General features: G+C 46.7%; 12 protein-coding genes and 1 pseudogene. 11 read left to right on the forward strand and 2 right to left on the reverse strand.

Annotation, left to right across the window (positions count from 1 at the left end):
* The first annotated feature begins 19 nt into the window (after positions 1-19).
* The 8 genes and pseudogenes from iscU to D3222_RS08425 all read left to right on the forward strand — a co-directional run.
* Positions 20-406 (forward strand): Fe-S cluster assembly scaffold IscU, encoded by a 387-nt coding sequence (iscU, locus tag D3222_RS08390; RefSeq protein WP_118985749.1) that lies wholly within the window; start codon positions 20-22, stop codon positions 404-406.
* A 102-nt stretch (positions 407-508) separates the two neighbouring features.
* Entirely contained in the window at positions 509-832 is a 324-nt protein-coding gene (gene iscA, locus D3222_RS08395) for an iron-sulfur cluster assembly protein IscA (RefSeq protein WP_118985750.1), read from the forward strand.
* 37 nt (positions 833-869) lie between these two features.
* On the forward strand, positions 870-1,391 hold the full coding sequence (gene hscB / locus D3222_RS08400) for a co-chaperone HscB (RefSeq protein ID WP_118985751.1): 522 nt from the start codon (positions 870-872) through the stop codon (positions 1,389-1,391).
* 11 nt (positions 1,392-1,402) lie between these two features.
* Entirely contained in the window at positions 1,403-3,253 is a 1,851-nt protein-coding gene (gene hscA, locus D3222_RS08405) for a Fe-S protein assembly chaperone HscA (RefSeq protein ID WP_118985752.1), read from the forward strand.
* Positions 3,254-3,255: 2 nt separating this feature from the next.
* The gene (fdx, locus tag D3222_RS08410; RefSeq protein ID WP_118985753.1) at positions 3,256-3,591 is read left to right on the forward strand and encodes an ISC system 2Fe-2S type ferredoxin; all 336 of its coding nucleotides are present in this window, start codon (positions 3,256-3,258) and stop codon (positions 3,589-3,591) included.
* 18 nt (positions 3,592-3,609) lie between these two features.
* Positions 3,610-3,810, forward strand: coding sequence for a Fe-S cluster assembly protein IscX (iscX, locus tag D3222_RS08415; protein WP_118985754.1), 201 nt, complete (start codon positions 3,610-3,612; stop codon positions 3,808-3,810).
* A gap of 182 nt (positions 3,811-3,992) precedes the next feature.
* The gene (gene pepB, locus D3222_RS08420; protein ID WP_118985755.1) at positions 3,993-5,288 is read left to right on the forward strand and encodes an aminopeptidase PepB; all 1,296 of its coding nucleotides are present in this window, start codon (positions 3,993-3,995) and stop codon (positions 5,286-5,288) included.
* 67 nt (positions 5,289-5,355) lie between these two features.
* Positions 5,356-5,748: pseudogene (locus tag D3222_RS08425) on the forward strand (enhanced serine sensitivity protein SseB C-terminal domain-containing protein); the annotation flags it as partial.
* Positions 5,749-6,162: 414 nt separating this feature from the next.
* Here D3222_RS08425 and D3222_RS08430 read toward each other — a convergent pair.
* Entirely contained in the window at positions 6,163-6,456 is a 294-nt protein-coding gene (locus D3222_RS08430; protein WP_118985757.1) for a type II toxin-antitoxin system RelE/ParE family toxin, read from the reverse strand.
* Between the two features lie 2 nt (positions 6,457-6,458).
* A complete protein-coding gene (locus D3222_RS08435) occupies positions 6,459-6,728 on the reverse strand; it encodes a type II toxin-antitoxin system Phd/YefM family antitoxin (RefSeq protein ID WP_118985758.1) in 270 nt (89 codons plus the stop codon).
* A gap of 1,310 nt (positions 6,729-8,038) precedes the next feature.
* On the opposite strand from D3222_RS08435, the gene prtA reads away from it, so the two are divergent.
* From prtA to D3222_RS08450, 3 genes are all read left to right on the forward strand, one after another.
* A complete protein-coding gene (gene prtA / locus D3222_RS08445; RefSeq protein WP_118985760.1) occupies positions 8,039-9,481 on the forward strand; it encodes a serralysin in 1,443 nt (480 codons plus the stop codon).
* Between the two features lie 909 nt (positions 9,482-10,390).
* Positions 10,391-10,537: a hypothetical protein gene (locus D3222_RS25015; RefSeq protein WP_157975305.1), complete on the forward strand. Its 147-nt coding sequence runs from the start codon at positions 10,391-10,393 to the stop codon at positions 10,535-10,537.
* A 119-nt stretch (positions 10,538-10,656) separates the two neighbouring features.
* Positions 10,657-21,578: non-ribosomal peptide synthetase (locus D3222_RS08450; protein ID WP_118985761.1), on the forward strand; the 10,922-nt coding region annotated here is incomplete at its 3' end.

Below are 21,578 nucleotides of genomic sequence, written 5' to 3' on the forward strand. Positions count from 1 at the left end.
CGGTTTCAGGAGTAATAACATGGCTTACAGCGAAAAAGTAATTGATCACTATGAAAATCCACGTAACGTCGGTTCTTTCGATAGTGAAGATCCCATGGTTGGCAGCGGCATGGTTGGTGCCCCTGCGTGTGGTGATGTGATGAAACTGCAAATCAAAGTCAATAATGAAGGCATTATTGAAGATGCGCGTTTCAAAACTTACGGTTGCGGTTCTGCGATTGCTTCCAGCTCTTTAGTGACTGAATGGATGAAGGGCAAATCTCTGGATCAGGCGGAAGCGATTAAAAATACTGAAATTGCAGATGAATTAGAACTGCCACCAGTGAAAATCCACTGCTCTATTCTGGCGGAAGATGCGATTAAAGCAGCGATTGCGGATTACAAGAGTAAACGCCAGGGCAAATAATTGCCCTTGATAATAAGAAAATAGAAAAAAATTTGGTGGATACTGGCTGTTACATACCATCCGGTATCCACCTTTGCTGGTTTTAATAAGTGAGGTTGTTGTATGTCAATTTCCCTTACAGAAAGTGCCGCGCAACGCGTTTCGTCATTCCTGGGTAACCGTGGAACAGGTGTTGGTTTGCGTCTGGGCGTCAGAACATCAGGCTGCTCAGGTATGGCCTATTTGCTTGAATTTGCCGATATGATTAACGAAGATGACACGGTATTTGAAGATAAGGGTGTCAAAGTTATCGTAGATGGCAAGAGCATGGTCTATCTCGACGGTACGGAACTGGATTTTGTTAAAGAGGGCCTTAACGAAGGCTTTAAATTCAACAACCCAAATGTTTCCAGCGAATGTGGTTGTGGAGAGAGTTTTAACGTTTAATTCCGTTTTTCGGCCAAATCCAGAGTAAGTTTAGATTATGGACTATTTCACTTTATTTGGGCTGCCGGCTCGTTATGCTGTTGATCGTGAACAACTGGCAAGCTGTTATCAAGAATTGCAGCGTCAGTTTCATCCGGATCGCTTTGCTAGTCAGCCAGAGCGTGAAAAAACGCTGGCGTTGCAGCAGGCAGTGACTATCAATGACGGTTATCAAACGCTCAAACATCCACTGAAACGCGCTGAATATATGCTCTCTCTGCATGGTTTTGATTTAGCCAATGAACAGCACACCATGAATGACAACGCTTTCCTGATGGAACAGCTTATGTTGCGGGAAGAATTGGAATGTATTGCCAGTGAAACCGATGCAGAAGTGGCATTGGCTGATTTTGCTGCTCGTCTGGACGGGATGCTTAAAACCCGTAGCCAGCAAATGGAGCAACAATTGAATGAGCAGCAGTGGGAGCAAGCAGCCGATACGGTACGTAAATTACGTTTTCTCGATAAATTGCAACAGCAGATTGAGCAACTGGAAGAACGTTTACTGGACGACTTTTAAGGAAAGCGCATATGGCTTTATTACAAATTAGCGAGCCGGGTTTATCCGCTGCACCACATCAACGTCGTTTAGCTGTCGGTATTGATTTAGGCACGACACATTCATTAGTTGCCACTGTTCGCAGTGGGCAAGCGGAAACATTGATGGATAGTGAAGATCGTTACCTGCTTCCTTCGGTTGTTCGCTACCATGAAAAGGGCCCTGAAATTGGTTGGCGGGCCCGTCAACAGGCTGCGTGTGATCCCGCGAATACCATCAGTTCAGTAAAACGTATGATGGGCCGCTCTCTGGCTGACATTCAGCAACGTTATCCAAATCTTCCTTATCAATTTCAAGCGAGTGAAAACGGGTTGCCGTTGATCAATACCGCAATGGGTTTGGTCGATCCTATTCAGGTTTCTGCTGAAATTCTTAAATCTCTAGCGCAGCGTGCAGAAGAAACACTGGATGGGAAGCTTGATGGTATTGTGATCACTGTTCCTGCCTACTTTGATGATGCACAGCGTCAGGGAACAAAAGATGCGGCGCGTTTAGCCGGGTTACATGTTCTGCGTTTGCTTAATGAACCGACGGCCGCTGCGATTGCCTACGGACTGGATTCTGGTCAAGAAGGTGTGATTGCGGTTTATGATTTAGGTGGCGGAACATTTGACGTTTCTATTCTGCGGTTAAGTCGTGGTGTTTTTGAAGTGCTGGCAACCGGTGGCGATACTGCCCTTGGCGGTGATGATTTCGATTTGATACTGGCTGACTGGATCCGTGAACAGGCGGGGATTGGCGATCGAGACGACCATAGTTTGCAACGTCAGCTACTGGATATGGCTACTCAGGTAAAAATCACCTTGAGTGATGCTGATATTGCAGAGATAAACATTGCCGGTTGGCAAGGAAAAATCACTCGTTGTGAATTTGAAGCCCTGATAACCCCGTTGATAAAACGGACTTTACTGGCAAGTCGCCGGGCATTGAAAGATGCAGAAGTCTCTGCGGATGAGGTTCTACAGGTGATTATGGTGGGCGGTTCAACCCGTGTACCGTTGGTTCGTCACATGGTTGGTGAATTTTTTGGCCGCGAACCGCTGACTTCCATTGATCCTGATAAAGTGGTGGCTGTGGGTGCTTCGATTCAGGCGGATATTTTGGTGGGTAACAAGCCAGATAGCGACATGCTACTGTTGGATGTGATCCCGCTTTCACTTGGGCTAGAAACGATGGGGGGCTTGGTTGAGAAAGTTATCCCACGTAACACGACCATTCCGGTTGCCAAAGCGCAGGAATTCACCACCTTCAAAGACGGCCAGAGTGCAATGAGTATTCATGTGGTGCAAGGGGAAAGAGAATTGGTAAGTGATTGCCGTTCACTGGCCCGTTTTACCCTACGTGGTATTCCGCCATTACCGGCTGGTGGGGCCCATATCCGGGTCACTTTCCAGGTAGATGCCGATGGCTTGCTGAATGTCGGTGCGTTGGAGAAATCCACTGGCGTCGAAGCTTCGATTCAGGTGAAGCCTTCCTATGGCTTATCTGATGAAGAAATCGCTCGCATGATAAAAGATTCTATGGCAAATGCTCAGGAAGATATCAGTGTGCGCAAACTGGCGGAACAAAAAGTTGAAGCGGCACGGGTATTGGAAAGTGTCACCAATGCGTTAGAAAAAGATGCCGATCTACTGAATGAACAAGAACAGGCGGCAATTGATGTTGCCGTGGAAATACTTATAACAAGCGTTCAGGGCAGTGATCCTGAAATTATTGAAAACGCAATTAAACAACTGGATAAGCAAACGCAGGAATTTGCTGCCCGCCGGATGAATTCATCTATTCGTCGGGCGTTGGCGGGCCATTCTGTGGACGAGATTTAATTATGCCAAAAATTGTATTTTTACCTCATAACGATCTTTGCCCTGATGGTGCGGTTCTGGAAGCTAAAGAGGGGGAATCCATTCTGAATGTTGCATTGCGCAATGGGATTGAGATTGAGCATGCTTGTGAAAAATCCTGTGCTTGCACAACTTGCCACTGTATCGTTCGTGAAGGTTTCGATTCACTGGAAGAGAGTTCTGAACTGGAAGATGACATGCTGGATAAAGCTTGGGGGCTGGAACCGGAAAGTCGTCTGAGTTGTCAGGCCAAAGTTTCTGACGAAGATTTGGTGATAGAAATTCCAAAATACACCATTAACCATGCCCGTGAGCACTGATTGGCAGGAGAAAAATAAATGAGCCTGAAATGGTCCAACAGCCGTGAAATCGGTGAAGCGCTATATGACAAATTTCCTGAGGTGGACCCAAAAACTGTTCGCTTTGCTGATATGCACCAGTGGATTTGTGAACTGGATGACTTTGATGATGTGCCTGAAAAATCCAATGAAAAGATTTTAGAAGCAATTCTGCTCGTTTGGTTAGATGAGTTTGAATAACAAATAGCATTAATTTGTTATTTATCTGTCATCGTTTTAAGTTAGGCTGAACTTCAATGAAAAACTGGCTTTGGCCGGTTTTTTTATAGGATGAGTATCTGGCAGACGAAGAATTATATCGGTGGAAGCTTGAATAAGCTCCTCACTGCCATCAAGCGGTAATAATAAGAGGTGAGAAAAGAATGACTAAACAAATCATGCCAATAACACTGTCTTATGAACCAGCAGCAGCTTGCTGGGGTGAAAAAGCGCTGATTAGTTCCAGTGATCAAGGGGTGATGATTCATCTGGTTGGTAAAGGTAAATTAGGGGCGGTTCAACGTGCCGGACGTAAAATTGACGGGCAGGGAATTCGTCATGTAGCTCTGGTTGGCGAAGGTTGGGATTTGGAGAAAAGTTGGGCTTTCTGGCAAGGATTCCGTGCGCCAAAAGGCAACCGTTCTATCGAATGGCCTCAATTGCCCGCAGCTGAAAAACAGGAATTGGAAAGCAGAATTAAAATTATTGATTGGGTGCGTGACACTATCAATATGTCGGCGGAAGAGCTTGGGCCGGAGCAATTGGCGAAGCGTGCGATAGACCTGATGTGTGGCATGGCTTGTGAGTCAGTAAGTTATCGCATTATCAAAGGCGAAGATTTACGTGAACAGGGTTATGCTGGCATTCACACTGTTGGCCGTGGTTCTTCTCGTGATCCGATTCTGTTGGTGTTGGATTACAACCCAACTGACAACCCGCAAGCGCCAGTGTTTGCCTGCCTAGTAGGTAAAGGCGTCACATTTGATACTGGTGGTTACAGCCTGAAACAATCTTCCTTTATGGATTCCATGAAATCGGATATGGGTGGAGCAGCAACCCTGACAGGTGCATTGGCGCTGGCAATCAGTCGTGGTTTGAAACAACGGGTTAAACTGTTCCTCTGCATAGCGGATAACATGGTCAGTGGTAATGCCTTTAAACTGGGTGATGTTATTCATTACCGTAATGGAAAATCTGTTGAAGTGATGAATACGGATGCGGAAGGTCGTCTGGTGCTGGCTGATGGTTTAATTGATGCTAGTAGAGAGAAAGCGAAATTAATCATTGATGCGGCAACCTTGACTGGTGCAGCGAAAACAGCGGTGGGTAATGATTACCACTCAATATTCAGCTTTGATGACAAACTGGCGGCTGATCTGTTGGCGGCTTCTGCATCTGAGAATGAACTGTTCTGGCGTTTACCATTGGCTGAATTCCATCGTAGCCAACTGCCATCGAATTTTGCTGATTTAAACAACGTTGCTGCGTCACCGCATACTGCGGGCGCCAGTACTGCGGCGGCTTTCCTGTCTCACTTTGTGGAAGAATACCAAAAAGGTTGGATTCACATTGATTGCTCGGCGACTTATCGTAAATCTGCGGTAGAACATTGGTCCGCTGGTGCAACAGGTTATGGGGTTCGTTCGATTGCTAATTTGTTGTTAGCAAAGGCGAAATAAATTTATTTTATCTAAAAAAAACTGATTGGAGATTTTTATGGGTTCATTAAGTGAATTAGTTTCGGTTGAGATTGATGTTCCAAGTGGTAGTAAAATGACACTTAGCCAACCGGAAGAATATCCTTCGCAGCTCATTGAGGCTTTGGTCAGTTTATTTAGCCAACGTAAACCTGTTCGCCGTGCTTTTATCATTCAAGCCCATGATAAAAATGTGGATGAAAAACCCAACTTATTGATTGGGTTGGAAATGAATGGCACCGCAGACGAAATTGAACAACTGATCCATGAAGCGGGCAGTATTGCTTGTGAATACACATCAGAAGAAGAACCGATTGACTTCTGTTTAGTTGATGAAAAAGAGCGTGGCATCAGCCATTATTTAATTCAACATACGCAGCCATTTTACCAGCGTAAATTAGGTAGTTGGTTACGGGGAAATATTCCGGTAATGAATAAGTGACTATTTAGCGGGTGATAAATAGTGGTCGGTAGAATTGGAGGCTTCCATTTATTACCATAACCATTACCGAATCAAGTAGAAATTAAAGAGTCTGAGTCCAGTAAAATGCAGGGCTCAGACTTGGACATAATTAAACCCTCTGGGCAAAATAATCCACAGTTTCCATCATTTTCTCCATGAATTATGAGGCAGTGGATAATCTGTTATTCCTACATATTTGCCGCTTCCCGTATCAGATGCCATACGGTTGTGCCCGGTTCTGCACTGTGCTTTCCCGTCCGGGGGGAATGAAATTCACGGTACATGACAAGAACCACTCCGGGCGGCGATGATTTCGTTTTTATGCCTTTCAGATTATAGATATAGGGGCTGACACTCAAAAACTCACGCTAGTAAAGAGCGCCAACCCCTTTATTACAGATGTTTATGTGGGTCTTGCGTCTGATGCAACACTGCCAACACTTCAATACCAGCCGGAACTTCCCGATAGTAAATAATGTGGCTCTCAACGGGGAAACTCCGCACACCAAAATAAAGATCCTCGCTACGATCGCGACCGGGGGATGGCAGACGATCAAGAATGTCCGTCATGGTCACACGCAACGAAGTGGCATAAGCTTCCGCGACATCACCCCCCCATCGACGCATAGAATAGAGCTTGATTGCACGAATATGCTCTCTGGCCTTCTTAGTAAACCGAACGCTCATCCCTAAGCCTTACCTTCAAGTTCATCAACCGTTAGCGGCGCAAACACATCATCAATGCTATGTAATTCACTACAATCAGCCTGTGCAATAGATTCAGCCAAAACGGCTTTTAAACTCTGTAGCTTGAGCTGTGCGAACTGGTCATACTCTTCAGGAGAGATAACCACGGCCACATGCTTACCATGCTTACTAATTGTCACTGGCTCACGCTGAACTTTCATAAGCAGATCACCAAACTGATTCTTAGCTAGCTGTGCGGGAATAATTTCCATACATCACCTATCGTCTAAAATGGCTCGAATAGCTATTATGGCTAAAATGGCATGTAATTACCAGTAATCAGAAACGGCCAACCATAAACGGAATGATCCGTAACTTAACTTAATTAACCTGAGTTCAATTATTGAATATTGTTTGCAAAATAACTTAATTATAATAATTACTTTATAAATGTTATTTTACCTTGAATAGATGCAATAAATTAAAAAGCAAAAAGAGATGATTATAATCCGGTTTTATTTCATATATATAATGACCAATATTAAATCGGTGATTGCAAATAATAAAATACAATGCCGAAGATAACTCCTAATTAAATAAGCTCAAATCCTAATAACCTATAAATAATTCAGTGATTCTATTGTATGTTAACTCTTGTTTTTAAATAAATAAAATCATTAACAATTGATAAATAATTTTCCAAAATAGTGCTCCACTTCGGACAACGCCTTGTGTAGCAAGGGTTGTTCGCTATGCATAGCAGAGTGATGAGTTAGTGCGGCTTATCAGGCATCAGACTTGCATTGCTCGGATATTAATCAAATAGACCAACTGTATCGGTATTATGAAAAGCTATTTATTGCTATTTTTTACAATAAATCTAGTTTAATTATCTCAAAGGAGTATTTTACAGAATAGATAAAGTATTCATTACCTGATAATACACGTTTTCTTTATTGATTTCACTGGGTTGCTATTTGTTTGTTTAAATAAAATATTGATTTTTATCATTATTTTTTGTTTAATTTCTTTTCAATAGCATTGAGTCACTCTGAAATATACTTTTCATTTTAATCTTCTATATTTTTTTTAATTTGAATAATTACGTTATAAAATTATTAATAATGATTTTATAAAAAACTTTAAGTTAACTACATGGATAGTTAAATAGGTAATAATTTTAAAAGAAAATATTGATAAGAAAATAGCGATATTTTTTGTCTTAAATAGCTATGTTATATGAAACAATTGTTTATACCCTTCATCTTTCAAGCTGCTGCTTTGTTGGCGGCTTTCACTCACCCCAATCACATAGTTATCTGTGCTCCTGGGGATTCGTTCACTTGCTGCCGCGCTGCAACTCGAAATCTATTAGGTATATTTGTTTTATGCTATTTTTATCACGTTTATATTAAAAAAATATGTTAATTGTTTTTTACGTAATTAACTTTAGTGTTACTTTTATGGGAAGGGATTTTTAATTGCGTGGCCGGGATAGCCCATCACTTATAGGTTTTATTGACAGGTGTTTAATTAAATAAAAAGGTTTTTATATTTGAGATTTGAACTTATGGAGAAATATATGTCATTAAAGAGGAAGATTTCATATTTGGAAGAAGTTAATGGTTCAGCAAAGGCAAATGAGGTACTGACTTGGCTACAGGCTTATATTCCAGGTAAAGATCCTAATATTGTCGTTGGGCATGAGCCCAGTAAAGATGCGGCGAAAGAGTTAATCCGAAGTGATTATCGTTGGGGGCATCAGAGTAATGACAAATCTGACACTTTCCAATTAACGTATAATTTCCTGGAGAGTGAACCGGATGATATGCCGTGGAGTATTTACGGCTTTTCAGCATTTAATGAAGAGCAAAAAGCTGCTGCAAAACTGTCAATTCAATCTTGGACTGATGTCGCCAATATTAAATTCACCGAAACCTCTGATGCGAGTAAGGCGAATGTCACTTTTGGTTTCTTTGATCTTAGTTTAACAGGTGATTATGCGTTTGCTGAGATGCCGTATCCGCATTTGAAACAAGTAGGAACTTGGTATAATGCGGAAAGCCGTACTTTCTTAAAAAATGATATTGAATTGAATGGTTATGGCCGTCATACGTTTACTCATGAGATTGGTCATACATTGGGGTTGGATCATCCGGCTGATTATGATGCGTCTGATGATGTAATACCGACTTACAAGAACAAGGCGACCTATTTTGAAGATAGCGGCGCTTATACCGTCATGGGTTATTTCAGTGAAAAAAATACCGGACAAGACTTTAAAGGTATTGATTCGTCTACGCCATTACTTAACGATATTTCAGCCATTCAAGCAATATATGGCGCGAATAATACTACCCGTACCGGTGACACTATATATGGCTTTAATTCCAACACCGATCGCGATTTCTTTACGGCAAAAGATGCAAAGAGCAAAATTGTGTTCACTGCTTGGGATGCGGGTGGTAATGATACCTTTGATTTCTCTGGTTTTACTCAGGATCAACGTATCAACTTGAATGAAGCTTCTTTCTCGGATGTTGGGGGTTTGAAAGGAAATATCTCAATCGCCCGCAGCGTCACGATTGAAAATGCGATTGGCGGCAGTGGTAATGATATTCTGATAGGGAATGATGCCAATAATACTCTGAAGGGCGGTGCCGGTGATGACATCATCTACGGTGGACTGGGAGCTGATCATCTTTGGGGTGGGGAAGGCAAAGATACATTTGTTTACCTGAACGTCAAGGAATCACCTTTTCTTGAGCGTGATTGGATCCATGACTTTATTTCCGGTGAGGACAAGATTGATTTGTCGTTGTTCGATCTGGGTAAAGAAGGGAAAGGTGGTGTTAAGTTTGTCGAAGAATTTACCGGTGCGGTTGGGGAAGCAGTGATCAACTATGATAGCGTTAACAAGGTAAATGATTTCGTTATTAATATGGGAGGAGAATTATCCCACGATGGTTTTGGAGTGAAGATTATTGGAGAGCCGCTGACAGAGGTTGATTTCATCCTTTCATAACACAACAACACAACCGCATCTGACTGGATGCGGTTATTCGTTTAGGTCCACTTTGAGCGATTGGGCGTGTCATTTTGCTGTATTCCGTCTTCCGTATTCTGTCTTCTGTCCATGTGGTTGGAGTTCCTAATCTACTATTTTTCTATTATATAATAAGCCAAATACATTTGAATAAGTAATTAATGGTGTGATTTTTTTATTTAAAACAATCTCAAAATAATTTATTTTTAATTTAAAATTATTTATTGATGATATTAAACATAATTAATGTATACATTGGTCGTATTATTTCATTATGACAAAATAATATATATGGAAGTTGGTTTTAATTTGAAATTGTTTCATGTCGGTGTTAAATGTAATTAACGTTTACATTAGTTGTATAATTTGATTATTATAAAATAATATGTAGTCAGGCAGGTTGATAATTTTTACGTGTATAAATATACATTAATTAATATAACCGAATGATAAATCATGTTTTTTATGGTGCAATCCGTTTCCTATTGGAATACGGGTAGGTCTATTTTTTAGAGAATTATCAAAGGAAATCCGGTGTTAATTGGGGATCAGGAGGTTTGGTTTGTCTTTCTAATTATTTTATTTTTCGTGAAATAATTTACATATGATATTAATTAAAAATGGACAAAATACAGCAGGGATTTAGCATTCATGCCAGTAAATATATTCAATATACCCAATGGATTTCAAGATGCATCGCGACGGCAAGGGAGCGAATCCCCGGGAGCATAGCGAACTATGTGACCGGGGTGAGTGAGTGCAGCCAACAAAGAGGCAATTTGAAAGATAACGGGTATAAATCCATTTTCATTTAGTTATGAAATTCAGCGTCAGCCAATAAAAAATTGTGCAAAATCAAAGGCGCTTATTAAAAAAATAGGAACAAAAATGGAATATCTTTTGCCGGTTCACCGTGTGAGCCGTTTATTCCGTTATCAGGAAAATAATTGTCGAAGAATTGCTAATTATGCGGCTATTAACCGGGCTATTACATCCAGCGTCCAAGAGAATGTGCTGTCTGAGGATCTTAATTGATGCCTGGTGTGTGCCCGTTTTTATTTCTTTGAGGAAAGAAATAAGGGCAAAACATTTGTGATGACTGTTGAGAATGACAGTTTTCAAATAACTAACAGATTCGTTGAGGTAGTAAGTAGATGAAAGATAGCATGGCTAAAAAGGAAATTATCTTTGGCGCTGGATTAGTGCAAGTACCGTCAGAAAAGGTCGATGATGACATATCTGTTCAGAAACTTAATTTGTTGTCAGAGGTTGAATGCACACTACTATTGGAAACCTGGAATGCCACTGAAACCGTTTATCCTGACCAGTTAGGTATCCATCAGTTGTTTGAACGACAAGTGGAGAAAACCCCGACCACGACGGCGTTAATCGCAGGGGATAAGACCCTGAGTTATGCGGAATTGAATGCTCACGCTAACCGACTGACTCATCAACTGATTAAACAGGGAGTTTGCCCGAATGACCATGTGGCAATCCTGTTAGAGCGATCTATCGAATTGGTGGTGGCTCAATTGGCTATTCTCAAGGCGGGGGCGGTTTATGTCCCTATCGATCCCGGTGTGCCGGACGAGAGAAAAAATTGGTTGATAGACGATTGCTTAGCCAAATTATTGCTCACCAGTGCAGAAGCGGATATCCCGGCTGATCTGGATATTCCGCTAATTCGTCTCTCTGATGAGACAGACGTGAGCAAGGAGGAAGAGGGTTTTAATCCTGACTTACTTTGCGTCAGTACCACGCCAGCGTATATTATGTACACCTCCGGCTCGACTGGCACCCCAAAAGGGGTGGTAGTGCCTCACCGTGCTGTAGTTCGACTCGTTATTAATAATGGCTATGTTGAAATTCAACCTAATGACCGGGTTGCCTTCGCAGCTAACCCTGCGTTCGATGCCAGCACTTTTGAAGTGTGGGCCCCTTTGCTCAATGGCGGGGCGCTGGTGGTTATCGACCACACCACTTTGTTGACGCCACAAGAATTTGTACAAGTATTAAACAGTTATCAAATTAATATTTTATGGTTAAGTGTCGGCCTGTTTAACCGGCTGGCGGCGGAGTTGTCTCCCGTCCTTCCACAGATGAAAAACCTGATTGTCGGCGGCGATATTCTTGATCCCCATGTGATTGCCCAAGTTTTATGTAACAACCCGCCTCAGCAATTATTGAATGCCTATGGACCGACCGAGGGCACCACCTTTACCACCACATACCGAATTGAAGCCTTGGCCGCAGGAACGACCAACATTCCCATTGGTCGACCAATTGCTAACTCGCGGGTTTACTTACTGGATGAACAGGGCCAGCCGGTGCCATTGGGAAGGGTGGGCGAGATTTATGTTGGTGGCGACGGGGTGGCCTGCGGTTATCTTAATCGCCCGGAATTGACTGCTGAACGTTTTGTGGTTGATCCATTTAGTAATGCATCGGATGCGCGGATGTACCGGACCGGGGATTTAGCCCGCTATTTGCCGGATGGCAATCTGGAATTTTTGGGCCGCAACGATCAACAGGTGAAAATCCGTGGGTTCCGGATTGAACCGGGAGAAATTGAAGCCCGATTGGTGGAGTATTCGGCAATACGTGAAGCGGTGGTATTGGCGTTAGGCGAAGGGCAGGACAAGCAGTTAGTTGCTTATGTACTGGCGGAGACGGATAACGAATTGCCTACCCATTTGCGTGAACACCTAAGTAAGCGGTTGCCTGATTATATGGTGCCGGTGGCCTTTGTACGGTTGGATGAATTCCCGCTAACGCCTAATGGCAAACTGGATCGTCGGGCGTTGCCGGCACCGGGTGAAGAAGCCTTTGCCCGTCAGGTTTACGCCGCACCGCAAGGGGAGCGGGAAATTGCATTGGCTACTATCTGGCGTGAGTTGTTGGGTATTGAGCAGATAAGTCGGCATGACAGTTTCTTTGCCCTAGGCGGCCATTCATTGCTCGGCGTACGCATGATTGAACAGCTACGTCATTTAGGGCTGACATTGTCTGCCAGCGACCTGTTTCAATCGCCAATACTGGCGGAGTTGGCCCAAACATTAGGGCAGCATCAGATTGTGACAGTGCCACCGAATGTTATTACCCCGGCGACCACTGCACTGACACCGGAGATGTTACCACTGATTGATTTGACTCAGCCTGAGATTGATCACATGGTCGAGCAGGTGCCGGGTGGGGTGGCTAATATTCAGGATATCTATGCGCTGTCACCGTTGCAGGACGGTATCTTATTTCACCATCTGCTGGCAAAAGAAGGTGACCCCTATTTGTTGGCTTACCCGATGATCTTTGCTGACCGTGGTTTGCTAGATCGCTATTTATTTGCGGTACAACAGGTGGTTGACCGTCATGATATTTTGCGTACCGCTTTTATCTGGCGAGGATTATCCGTTCCGGCGCAGGTGGTTTGGCGTCAGGCCCCGTTATCAGTGACTGAACTGACGCTGAACCCGGCTGACGGACCGGTCAGTGACCAACTGGCACAACGTTTTGATCCACGCCAATACCGTCTCGATCTAAGTCAGGCCCCGTTGTTACGCTTTGTGATAGCACAGGAAACGGATGGCCGCTGGTATGTACTGCAATTACAGCATCACCTGATTGGCGACCATACCACGCTGGAGGTAATGAACCACGAAGTTCGGGCCTATCTTGACGGACAGGACGATAACCTACCGTTGCCGGTACCTTTCCGCAATCTGGTGGCTCAGGCTTGGCAAGGGGTTGACCAGACAGAGCATCAGCGATTCTTCACCGACATGTTGGCGGAAGTGGATGAACCGACGTTACCGTTTGGGCTGACCGAGGTTCATCGTGATGGTTCTCAGGTCATACAAGCGCATCGGATGCTGTCCCCCTTGCTGAATGATCGTCTGCGTGCACAGGCGAGGCATTTGGGTGTCAGTCTGGCAACCCTGTGTCATCTGGCGTGGGCACAGGTGCTGTCACGGACCAGCGGACAAGAGAACGTGGTGTTCGGCACTGTGCTGTTTGGACGCATGGCGGCGGGGGAAGGGGCTGACAGCGGCATGGGGCTGTTTATCAATACCTTACCAATACGGCTGGATATCGATGAGACTTCGGTGCAGGAGAGTGTTAAGGTGGCACATACCCGATTAGCCGGATTGCTGGATCATGAGCATGCTTCATTGGTGCTGGCCCAGCGTTGCAGTGGGGTTCAGGGCGGTACACCGCTTTTTAGCGCCTTACTGAATTACCGGCATAATGAGCAACCGATGATCTCGCATGAAGCGATGCCGGGCATCGAATTTCTGGGTGAACAGGAACAGACCAACTACCCGTTTGTCCTGTCAGTAGAGGATGGCGGCGCCACACTGGGGCTGACAGCTCAGGTAGTACAACCATTTGATTCAGAACGAGTATGCGGTTATATGCAACAGGCGCTGGAAAGCCTGGCGGATGCCCTTGAACTGGCGCCGGAAACACCGGTACGGGCGCTGAGTATTTTGCCTGCATCGGAGCGTACATTATTGCTGGAAAACTGGAACGCGACAGAAACCCCCTATCCAGAACAACTCTGTATCCATCAATTGATTGAACAACAGGCGGAGAAAACCCCGGAAGCCACGGCACTCATAGCGGGAGATAAGAGCCTCAATTATGCGGAATTGAATGCTCGTGCTAACCGACTGGCTCATCAACTGATTAAACAGGGAATTGGCCCGAATGATCATGTGGCAATCCTGTTAGAGCGATCTATCGAATTGGTGGTGGCTCAATTGGCTATTCTTAAGGCGAGTGCAGTTTATGTCCCTATCGATACCAGCGTGCCGGATGAGAGAAGAAATGGGTTGATAAACGATTGCTTAGCCAAATTGTTGCTCACCGGCGCACAGGCGAATATCCCAGATAATCTGGCTGTCCCGCTAATTCGTCTCTCTGATGAGACAGATGTGAGTAAGGAGGAGGAGAGCTTTAATCCTGGCTTACTTTGTTCTAGTACCGCGCCAGCGTATATTATGTACACCTCTGGCTCGACGGGTGCCTCTAAAGGGGTGATCGTGCCTCACCGTGCTGTGGTCCGACTCGTTATTAATAATGACTACGTTGAAATTGAACCCAATGATCGGGTTGCTTTCGCGGCTAACCCGGCTTTCGATGCCAGCACCTTTGAAGTTTGGGCCCCTTTGCTCAATGGTGCGGCACTGGTGGTTATCGACCACACGACTTTGTTGACGCCACCGGAATTTGTACAGGCATTAGACCGTTATCAAATTAATATCTTATGGTTAAGCGTCGGCCTGTTTAACCGGCTGGCAGCGGGGTTGTCTCCAGTTTTGCCGCAGATGAAAAATCTCATTGTCGGCGGTGATGTGCTTGATCCCTATGTGATTGCCCAAGTTTTACGTAAGAATCCGCCTCAACGATTATTGAATGCCTATGGTCCGACCGAGGGCACCACCTTTACCACCATATACCGGATTGAAGCCTTGCCCACGGGAACAACCAGTATTCCCATTGGTCGACCAATTGCTAACACGCGGGTTTACTTGCTGGATGAGCAGGGTCAGCCAGTGTCATTGGGAAGAGTGGGCGAGATTTATGTTGGAGGCGACGGGGTGGCCTGCGGTTATCTCAATCGCCCTGAATTGACCGCTGAACGCTTTCTAATTGATCCATTTAGTGATGCGCCGGGTGCGCGGATGTACCGAACCGGGGATTTGGCCCGCTACCTGCCGGATGGCAACCTGGAATTCCTTGGCCGCAACGATCAACAAGTTAAAATCCGGGGCTTTCGGATTGAACCGGGGGAAATTGAAGCCTGTTTGGTGAAGTATCTGACAGTACGCGAAGCGGTAGTATTGGCGTTAGGCGAAGGGCAAGACAAGCAGTTAGTCGCTTATGTGCTGGCAGAGCCGGATAACGAATTGCCTACTCACTTGCGTGAACACTTAAGTGCGCGGTTGCCTGATTATATGGTGCCCGCGGCTTTTGTGCGTCTGGATGAATTCCCGCTAACGCCAAACGGTAAATTGGATCATCGGGCATTACCGGTGCCGGGGGAAGATGCCTTTGCCCGCCAAATTTATGTTGCGCCACAGGGAGAAATGGAAATTGCAGTGGCGGCTATCTGGCGCGAGCTACTGGGTATTAAGCAGGTAAGTCGACATGACAACTTCTTTGCGTTGGGCGGACATTCACTGTTAGCGGTACGGATGATGAATCGGATAGCCGCTTTCGGTGTCGAATTGCCGTTGGCCACTTTGTTTACATCTCCGTCACTGTCTGCGTTTGCCGGGAAGATCTGCGCACAACATAATGCGGGCAGTGATACATTGTCTGAGATTAAGCCAATATCTCGTGATAGTGTCTTGCCCTTATCGTTTGGTCAACAGCGTCTGTGGTTTCTGGCGCAATTTGACGGTGTCAGTGAAACCTATCATATTCCGACAGCCCTGCGTTTACGTGGTCGGCTTAACTTCTCTGCTTGGCAGCAGGCACTGAATCATTTGTTTACCCGTCATGAGGCGTTACGTTCTGTCTTTATTACCGTGGGTGGTCAGCTTCAAGTTGAACTATTGCCGGCGGAATTTGGTCTACCGGTGAAAAAATATGATTTGCGTAAAGCTCCAGAGGTGGATGAGCAACTTAAGCTTCTGTGTGCACAGGAAGCCGAAACGCCGTTTGATCTTGCCCGTGGTCCCTTAATCCGTTGCGCAGTGATCCAACTGGCTGAAGAAGATTATCTCTTCCTGTTGACCCAACATCATATTGTCTCTGACGGGTGGTCTTTAAGGGTACTTAAATCGGAACTGGAGATTCTTTATACCGCTTGTCTGAATCAACAGCCTGATCCATTGCCGCCTTTGACCATTCAATATCCTGATTATGCGGCATGGCAGCAGCAGGTGTTTTCCGGCGAAGAAATACAGGCACAGAGTGATTACTGGCGTCGTACGTTGGCGGATGCGCCGGTGTTACTTGAGTTGCCGACAGATCGGCCACGCCCTTCCCTGCAATCATTTATCGGCGGTCGGGTAGCCGTGCACATTGATGCCGATCTGGTACAAGCCCTAAAACATCTGGGACAACAGCACGGCGCCACCCTGTTTATGACGTTGATGACGGCTTGGGCTGCGTTGCTATCACGCTTATCTGGGCAGGATGATGTGGTAATTGGTATACCGAGCGCCAACCGCAACCGGCGGGAAATTGAGCCGCTGATGGGTTTCTTTGTCAACACACTGGCGTTGCGTATCGATTTATCCGGCCTGCCGGATGTGAACACATTGTTGCGACGCGTACGGCAGACGACGCTGGAAGCGCAGGAACATCAGGACCTACCTTTTGAGCAGGTGGTGGAAATTGTTCAACCGCCGCGCAGACCGGAACATACGCCACTGTTCCAGGTGATGTTTGCCTGGCAAGAGAGTGAAACAGAGGAATGGCAATTACCGGAATTGGCGGTCACACCATTCGAGCAAGGATACGATATAGCGAAATTCGATCTGCAATTGGCATTGACAGAGAAGGCGGGCGAAATTGTTGGAGAACTGAACTACTCTTCTGCCCTGTTCGACCATGAAACCATTGAAAGACAGGTTGGTTATTTGCAGGCCATATTGCGGGCAATGGTGAACCAACCTCAGCAACCTGTCACGGCTATCGATATTTTGTCATCCGCTGAACGGGAGTTATTGCTGGAGAATTGGAATAAGACCGAAGAACCATATCCTACTCAGGTATGTATTCATCAGTTGTTTGAGCAACAGGTGGAGAAAACTCCAGAGTTGACGGCACTGATAGAGGGAGATAAAAGCCTGAGCTATAAAGAGCTGAATATCCGCGCCAACCAGCTAGCTCGTCAGCTAATCGAACAAGGGGTTTACCCCGGTGATCATGTTGCGCTTCTGTTAGTGCGCTCGATAGAACTAGTAGTGGCCCAATTGGCGATTCTTAAAGCCGGTGCTGTTTATGTGCCGATTGATCCTAGTGTGCCGGATGAGCGAAAAAACTGGCTGATAAGTGATTGTTCCGCCAGATTGCTGTTAACCAATATACAGACTGATATTCCGGATAATCTGGCTGTTCCGCTGCTTCGTCTCTCGGATGAATTAGGCACTGATGGAGAGGAGGGGGGCTCCAACCTTGACTTACCGTGTTCCAGCGCTGAGTTAGCGTATATCATGTACACTTCTGGTTCTACCGGGATACCTAAAGGAGTCTTGGTGCCGCATCGTGCGGTAGTCCGGCTGGTTATCAATAATGGATATACTGAAATTGGGTCGGATGATCGGGTGGCCTTTGCTGCTAATCCGGCTTTTGATGCCAGCACATTTGAAGTTTGGGCACCGTTACTCAATGGTGGCGCGTTAGTGGTTGTCGATCACGCTACTTTGCTGACGCCGCTAGAGTTTGTACAAGTTCTACAGATTCAACGAATAACTATTCTGTGGTTGAGTGTTGGATTGTTTAACCAGCTGGCAGCGGAGCTGTCTCCGGTTTTGCCGCGGATAAAGCTCCTGATTGTTGGCGGAGATGCCCTTGATCCTCATGTCATCGACAAGGTTCTGCGCACAAGCCCACCACGGCAGTTATTAAATGGCTATGGGCCAAGTGAAGGTACCACCTTTACGACAACATACCATATCAATGCAGTAGTACCGGGAATGACCAGTATCCCGATTGGCCGACCAGTAGCCAACTCGCGAGTTTATCTGTTGGATGGGTACGGTCAGCCGGTGCCGTTGGGAGTGACCGGAGAGATTTATGTGGGGGGAGATGGGGTAGCCTGTGGTTATCTTAATCGGCCTGAATTGACCGCTGAACGTTTCCTTATCGATCCGTTCAGTAATAACCCAGATGCCCGCCTGTACCGTACCGGGGATTTGGCGCGTTATCTGCCAGACGGCAATCTGGAATACCTAGGTCGCAATGATCAGCAGGTTAAAATCCGCGGTTTCCGAATTGAACTGGGTGAAATTGAAGCTCGGCTGGCAGAATACCCAACGGTGCATGAGGTGGCGGTGTTGGCTCTAGGGGAGCAGGATAAACGGCTGGTTGCCTATGTGGTAGCGGAAGAGAATGGTGGGTTGGTGGATAGCCTGCATACCCATTTGAGAGCTGTTTTGCCTGATTATATGGTGCCAGCGGCCTTTGTGCGTTTGGATGCATTTCCATTGACCCCAAATGGTAAATTGGATCGCCGAGCATTGCCGACGCCGGACAATGAAGCTTTTGTCCACCAAGTTTATGCCGCGCCTCAGGAAGAAACAGAAATAGCACTGGCGGCGATTTGGTGTGAATTACTGGAGATTGAGCAGGTTAGTCGGCATGACAGTTTTTTTGCCCTAGGCGGTCATTCGTTGCTCGCGATACGGATGATTGAACGCTTGCGTCACTTGGGATTGACATTGATGGCGAGTGATCTGTTCCAATCGCCAGTGCTATCAGATTTGGCCCAAACGCTGGGACGACATTTCGCTGTGATAGTGCCACCTAACGTCATCACCCCGACAACCACGGTGCTGACGCCGATGATGTTACCGCTGATTGATTTGATTCAGGCGGATATTGACTGCATCGTCGAGCAGGTGCCAGGAGGGGTAACCAATATCCAGGATATCCATGCCCTGTCGCCGTTACAGGATGGGATCTTGTTCCACCATTTGCTGGCAGACGAAGGCGATCCTTATCTGTTGGCCGGTCAAATGGCCTTTGCTGATCGGAAGCTGTTAGATCGTTATCTGGCGGCGGTTCAGCAGGTGATTAACCGTCATGACATTCTGCGGACTGCCTTTATCTGGCAAGGATTATCCGTGCCGGCGCAGGTTGTCTGCCGTCAGGTACGGTTGTCGGTGACGGAATTAACATTAGATCTGGCTGATGGGCCGATTAGCGACCAATTAGCGCAACGGTTTAACCCCCGCCAATACCGTCTCGATTTGGGTCAGGCGCCGCTATTGCGCTTTGTGGTAGCACAGGAGGGTGATGGCCGCTGGATTGTGTTGCAACTAATGCATCATTTGATTGGCGACCATACCGCACTGGATGTGATGAGTCACGAAGTTCAGGCATACCTTGACGGGCAGGAAAGCCGTTTGCCCGCCCCGGCGCCCTTCCGCAATCTGGTGGCGCAGTCCCGGTTAGGGATGAGTCAGGCGGAACATACGCGTTTCTTTACTGAGATGTTGGCTGAGATCGATGAACCAACATTACCGTTTGGGTTGGCGGAAGTGCGCCATGATGGTTCGCGGATGACCGAATCGCACCGAATGTTGACACCTGAGCTAAATGACCGTTTACGTGGTCAGGCGCGGCGATTGGGTGTCAGTCTGGCGGCGCTGTGCCATTTGGCTTGGGCGCAGGTATTGTCGCGTACCAGCGGACAGAAGCGAGTGGTCTTTGGCACCGTCTTGTTTGGGCGCATGTCGGCGGGGGAAGGCGCTGAAAATGGCATGGGGCTGTTTATCAATACTTTGCCGCTACGGTTGGATATGGATGATACCCCGGTGCGAGACAGCGTACAGGTAGCACATCACCGGCTGGCGGGATTATTGAAACATGAATATGCCTCGCTGGCATTGGCTCAACGTTGTAGCAGTGTACAGGGAGGAACGCCGCTGTTTAGTACCTTGCTGAACTATCGGCACAATGCAGCTTCGGCAACGTCGAATGAACTCATGAGTGGCGTCGAATTCCTTGGTGCACAGGAGCGGACCAACTATCCGTTTGCGTTGTCAGTGGAAGATTTTGGCGATGCCTTGGGGCTGACCGCGCAAATCGTCCAGCCGTTTGGTGCCGAGCAGTTGTGCGGTTATATGCAACAGGCGCTGGAAAGTCTGGCGGAAGCACTGGAACACGCCCCGGAAACCCCGATGCGGCAGTTGGAAGTTTTACCGGTAATAGAAAGGAAACGGCTACTGCAAATCGGCAATGGCCCGCAAACGGCCTATGCCGACCCGCAGTGTATTCATCACCTGTTTGAACAGCAAGCGGCGAAAAATCCTGCGGCTACGGCACTGGTCTATGAAGAGCAGACTCTCAGCTATGCAGAATTGAATGCGTGTGTTAACCGACTGGCTCATCAGTTAATTGAACTCGGAGTAGAGCCCGATCAACGGGTGGCGATTTGTGTCACGCGTTCACCGTCAAGAGTGGTGGCGCTGCTGGCGGTACTGAAAGCGGGTGGGGCTTATGTTCCTTTAGATCCATCCTATCCGGGTGATCGGCTGGCTTATATGCTCACGGATGCGGCGCCGTCAGTGGTACTGGCGGATAATGTGGGCCGGACCGCGCTAGGCGAACCGGCGCTTACGACGTTAACGATACTTGATCCGAATGTTCTGCCTGATCAGCCGGATAACAATCCGCACGTTCCGGCGCTCAGCGCACGACATCTGGCGTATGTGATTTACACTTCTGGCTCCACCGGGACACCAAAAGGGGTGATGGTGGAACATCGTGGCCTGGTCAATTTAATTTGGGAAAAAATCACCCAATTTGCCATTCGCTCGGATAGCCGGCTGTTGCAATTCGCTTCATTTGGTTTTGATGCCAGTGTCTGGGAAATCATGACGGCGCTGTGTGGGGGAGCCACGCTGGACATGCCGGTTGATACGGTTCGTCAAGACCCGCGGCGCCTGTGGCATTATCTGGAAGAACGGCGGGTAACACACGCCTGTTTAACCCCGGCTCTGCTACGGGATGGGGCCGATTTACCGGCGATAACGATAAAACCCACCTTGATACTGGGTGGCGAAGCACCCAGCGCGGCATTGTTGCAGGCATTACGTAGTCGGGCAACGCTGTTTAATGCTTATGGCCCGACAGAAATCACCGTCTGTGCAACCTGTTGGCGTTGCCCGCCAGACTATACTGATATGTTGATCCCTATCGGGCGCCCGACAGCGAATACCCGTATTTATCTCCTGGATAATCACGGCCAGCCGGTGCCGTTTGGGGCCGTGGGGGAATTGTACATGGGTGGCGCGGGTGTCGCGCGTGGCTATCTCAACCGCCCGGATTTGACGGCTGAACGGTTCCTTATCGATCCGTTCAGTGATGAACCGGATGCTCGCATGTACCGCACCGGGGA

The sequence above is a fragment of the Photorhabdus sp. CRCIA-P01 genome (assembly GCF_003545805.1).
GTDB lineage: Bacteria > Pseudomonadota > Gammaproteobacteria > Enterobacterales > Enterobacteriaceae > Photorhabdus > Photorhabdus antumapuensis.

Excerpts from the sequence above, each read along its gene's own strand:
- pepB (WP_118985755.1), top strand. The coding sequence starts at position 3,993 with ATGACTAAACAAATCATGCCAATAACACTGTCTTATGAACCAGCAGCA.
- hscA (WP_118985752.1), top strand. The coding sequence starts at position 1,403 with ATGGCTTTATTACAAATTAGCGAGCCGGGTTTATCCGCTGCACCACAT.
- iscX (WP_118985754.1), top strand. The coding sequence starts at position 3,610 with ATGAGCCTGAAATGGTCCAACAGCCGTGAAATCGGTGAAGCGCTATAT.
- hscB (WP_118985751.1), top strand. The coding sequence starts at position 870 with ATGGACTATTTCACTTTATTTGGGCTGCCGGCTCGTTATGCTGTTGAT.
- prtA (WP_118985760.1), top strand. The coding sequence starts at position 8,039 with ATGTCATTAAAGAGGAAGATTTCATATTTGGAAGAAGTTAATGGTTCA.
- D3222_RS25015 (WP_157975305.1), top strand. The coding sequence starts at position 10,391 with ATGGAATATCTTTTGCCGGTTCACCGTGTGAGCCGTTTATTCCGTTAT.
- D3222_RS08430 (WP_118985757.1), bottom strand. The coding sequence starts at position 6,456 with ATGAGCGTTCGGTTTACTAAGAAGGCCAGAGAGCATATTCGTGCAATC.
- iscA (WP_118985750.1), top strand. The coding sequence starts at position 509 with ATGTCAATTTCCCTTACAGAAAGTGCCGCGCAACGCGTTTCGTCATTC.
- fdx (WP_118985753.1), top strand. The coding sequence starts at position 3,256 with ATGCCAAAAATTGTATTTTTACCTCATAACGATCTTTGCCCTGATGGT.
- D3222_RS08435 (WP_118985758.1), bottom strand. The coding sequence starts at position 6,728 with ATGGAAATTATTCCCGCACAGCTAGCTAAGAATCAGTTTGGTGATCTG.
- iscU (WP_118985749.1), top strand. The coding sequence starts at position 20 with ATGGCTTACAGCGAAAAAGTAATTGATCACTATGAAAATCCACGTAAC.